The 3,362-nt window shown below is 65.6% G+C and carries 5 protein-coding genes; 1 reads left to right on the top strand and 4 read right to left on the bottom strand.

Translation table 11 applies throughout. From position 1 onward, the window contains the following. The coding region (locus tag ABZ824_RS39650) for a hypothetical protein (RefSeq protein WP_356970042.1) at nucleotides 1-82 on the bottom strand (82 nt) is incomplete at its 3' end. A gap of 488 nt (nucleotides 83-570) precedes the next feature. On the opposite strand from ABZ824_RS39650, the gene ABZ824_RS39645 reads away from it, so the two are divergent. Then, nucleotides 571-1,404, top strand: a complete 834-nt coding sequence (locus ABZ824_RS39645) for a transposase family protein (protein ID WP_356970041.1) — start codon at nucleotides 571-573, stop codon at nucleotides 1,402-1,404. A 507-nt stretch (nucleotides 1,405-1,911) separates the two neighbouring features. Here ABZ824_RS39645 and ABZ824_RS39640 read toward each other — a convergent pair. From ABZ824_RS39640 to ABZ824_RS39630, 3 genes are all read right to left on the bottom strand, one after another. Continuing rightward, a complete protein-coding gene (locus ABZ824_RS39640; protein WP_356970040.1) occupies nucleotides 1,912-2,076 on the bottom strand; it encodes an MbtH family protein in 165 nt (54 codons plus the stop codon). 179 nt (nucleotides 2,077-2,255) lie between these two features. Further along, complete coding sequence (locus ABZ824_RS39635) at nucleotides 2,256-2,495, bottom strand: hypothetical protein (protein ID WP_356970039.1); 240 nt, start codon at nucleotides 2,493-2,495, stop codon at nucleotides 2,256-2,258. Then, a partial coding sequence (locus tag ABZ824_RS39630) for an AMP-binding protein (RefSeq protein WP_356970038.1) occupies nucleotides 2,496-3,362 on the bottom strand: 867 nt, incomplete at its 5' end.

Below are 3,362 nucleotides of genomic sequence, written 5' to 3'. Positions count from 1 at the left end.
AGGTGGCATACGCGGCTGCGGTCGCGAAGCGGGTCGCCAGGCCGGTGCGGCCGATGAGCCGAGCCGCCAGCACCGGACCGATACCGTCGACTGTCGGTCACGCCGCAAACGCAGGCCGGGTGGCGCGACATACCCCCGCAGAGTCAGCCCGAGAATGCTGCGGCGACAGGAACCTCAGGAGTCAAACCACCCGCTGCGGCACGCCACGGGCGCAGCTACCCCGACCACGAAACCGCTACCGGAGATATAAGTCGGAACCTCGGGTCGCTGATGGGTATTGTCGTCGGGCGCATTGTTGAGTTCCAGTTTCCGAAAGTGCGGCGGCGCGGCGGTCGGCAGGGATGTCGACCAGGGCGCCGCACGCGCAGGTGGTTACTCCGGGTCTGTGGACATGGCCTCGATGAGCGATTTGGGGCGCATGTCCACCCAGTGGGCCATTCCGGATAGCGGGGGGTTGGTGGCCTGAGCTGGCGACACGCCGGAACTGGTTGGAGTGCAACGAGAAAGCGCAGAACCCTGGGTATGAAGGTGGTCCTTCCAAAGATCAACTTCACAGAGGCTCTGCGCATCATGAGTGTGACATACGTGGCCGTGCTGCCCATCGCCGAGTCCACGGTCGAGTTCGTAGTTGGGCTGCTCACCGCCGAACGCCGGCGCCGGGGGACCCGTTGGCGGAAGCTGGGCTGCCTCGACCAGGCGGTGCTGGCGCTGCGCTGGTTCGTCGACGGCACCCGAGTCGCGCAGTTGGCCTGCGACAACGGCATCGGCAAGACCACCGCATACGACTACCTCCACGAGGTGATCGACATGCTCGCCGCACAGGCCCTGGACCTGCACAACGCACTACTGGCCGCGAAGACGGCAGGATATGAGCACCTCGGTGTGGACGGTACGCTGATATACACCGACCGCCTCCGCGAACCAGGGCCCGCCCTGGGAAAGAACGGCAAACCGGTGGATCTGTGGTGGTCCGGGAAACATCATCACCATGGCGGCAACATCCAGGTCGTGACTGCCCCGGACGGGTGGCCGCTGTGGACCTCGCACGTGCTGCCCGGTCGCACCCACGACGTCACCGCGCTGCGTACCCACCCCGAGATGCTTCCCTCACTCAAGACCTCGAGCAGCGAAAACCCGCCCTTGCTCGGCGATCTCGGATACGAAGGGGAAGCCGGAACAATCACCGTCGCGACGAAGAAACCGACCGATGGCGAACTGACCAATCGGCAGCGGACAGCGAACAAGGCGCATAACAGCAAGCGTGCCGTCGGCGAGCGCGGCAACTCGCTGCTGAAGACCACCTTCAAAGCATTGAGGCGAATCAGCCTGTGCCCCTATAGGATCGGGTCAATCGTTGCCGCCGCGCTCGTCCTGCTCCACGTCGACCACGGCCGCACCACCTGACCGGGACACACACCGTTTTACCGGCGAAGGATCACTAGGATCGTCCTATGGCTCTGCTAGTGCACCTGACACCGGAGAAGAACGCTCGGCGAATCCGCCGTGCGGGCATCACCGCGAGTGGCTTTCGTCGCGGAGTGTTTTGTATGCTGGTGATGCCGTCCTATGTGCTGTCACATCAATGGCTGCGCGAGCTGCGCCGCGGCGGGCAGCGGCTGATCATCGCGGTGGATTTCCGAATCCCCGACGACGAACCGGTCCTCGTCGGACATTACAGTGCAGCCGAGACAGAAATGACCGCGGCCGAGGCTGTTTCGGCGTTTCTTCACGCCGAGGACGCGCGCGGATACCAGGCCTCGCGCACATGGCCACGGACCCCGATCTCGAAGTACGTGACGCGGCGACGACGTGACCGTTGCCATCGGCAGACTCATCTGCCCGACCAAACGACCAGCAAATCGACCCGGCCGCATCACCTAACCCCAGCGACACACCGCTACCCGGAGAGGCTCAGTGTGTCTCCACGTACTCCAGGCAGGACTTGCGGCTGGCGGCGCCGTAGGCAATGGACCAGCCTCCCGGGACGGCGGCGAAGACCGGCCATAGGGAGTGTTGGCCCTCCTGGTTGATCAAGACGTAGAACTTGGCGTTGTCGTCGTCGAACGGGTTAATCATCTCGTTTCCTGCCTGTATTGGGGGTGGGATGCTGCTATGGATAGTTGTCCGGGCCAATTGCGGCGTTGCTCGAAGAATTCTTGAAAGAACCTGTATCGGTTTCCGAACTGGTCGGCTCACTAGAAGAAGGGCCGGCACCAAACATTCCGTGCTCGGCACCGGCAGAACAGGTCTCGTCCCTACTCCACGTTGACGACCTTGTCCTCGCCGGCCAGCAGCGCGGTCGCTTCCGGATCCTCCTTGATGACCTCGCCGAGCACCTTGGCCACCGTGCGGGCGCCGATCCGGCCCACCGGATCCGGAGCGGAAGCCCCCGCCGTGACACCGGATTCGACCAGCAGCCGGGGCCGTTCGCTCTCGTCGAGGATGTCGATTTCCCCGACCAAGGCGTCCGGATCGCCCAGCAGCGCCTCATCCATCTACGCCTCCTCGTCGGAGTCCAGGACGACCGCCGCGCCGACCAACCCGGCGGCGACCAGTTCGATGACGACGGCGGAGGATCGCGGTTCGCCGCGGTAGGGGATCTCGGACTCGTAGGTGAGTTCGTCCCGGTCGCGCAATTGAGCGGCCGCGATGGCGAGATCGTCGTAGCTGAGGGTCTGGTCCCCGACGAACGCCGCGTCGGTGCCGTGCAACGTGTTGGTGCGGTCGGCGTAGGTGACCGGGCGGGGTGATTCGGCGGCGATCTCGGCGATGACGGCGGGGTCGTCGAGGGCGAGCCAGTCGAGGGTGCCGGTGGGTGGATCACCGAGGGTGAGGCCGACTTTGGTTTGGAGGTCGTCGGGCAGTGCGGTGTCGAGGGTGTCGACGGGGACGACCGCGGCGCCTGTCTTGAGGACGGCCCAGGTCGCGATGACCGCTTCCATGCCGCGATCCAAGCGCAGTCCGACACCAGCGCCGGGACCGCAGCCCCGCGCGATGAGCACCCGCGCCAAACGTGACGAGCGGGCGTCGAGATCTTGGTACGACAGCGCATTCTCACCGGCGACCACGGCGGGCCCCTCCGGGTCGTCCTCGACCGCCGCCGCCAGCGCCTGGGTCAGCGCCGTGCCCGCGGTCGCCGTGGGCGGTTCGACGCTCACCGACTCCGCCGCGGCCGCCATCCGCTCCCGTTCGGTTCGGTCGAGGATGTCGATGTCGCCGATGGGGGTGTGGGGGTTGGTGGCGATGGTGGTGAGGATGCGTTCGAGGCGGTGGCCGAGGGTGTGGATGGTGGTTTCGTCGAAGAGGTCGGTGGCGTAGGTGAAGATGGTGTCGAGTTCGGCGGGGGTGCCGTCGTCGTGGTG

The sequence above is a fragment of the Nocardia sp. NPDC047038 genome (genome assembly GCF_040644075.1).
Lineage (GTDB): Bacteria > Actinomycetota > Actinomycetes > Mycobacteriales > Mycobacteriaceae > Nocardia > Nocardia sichangensis.
The sequence above is the reverse complement of the archived record's forward strand: the minus strand, read 5'-3'. Positions and strand labels throughout refer to the sequence as shown.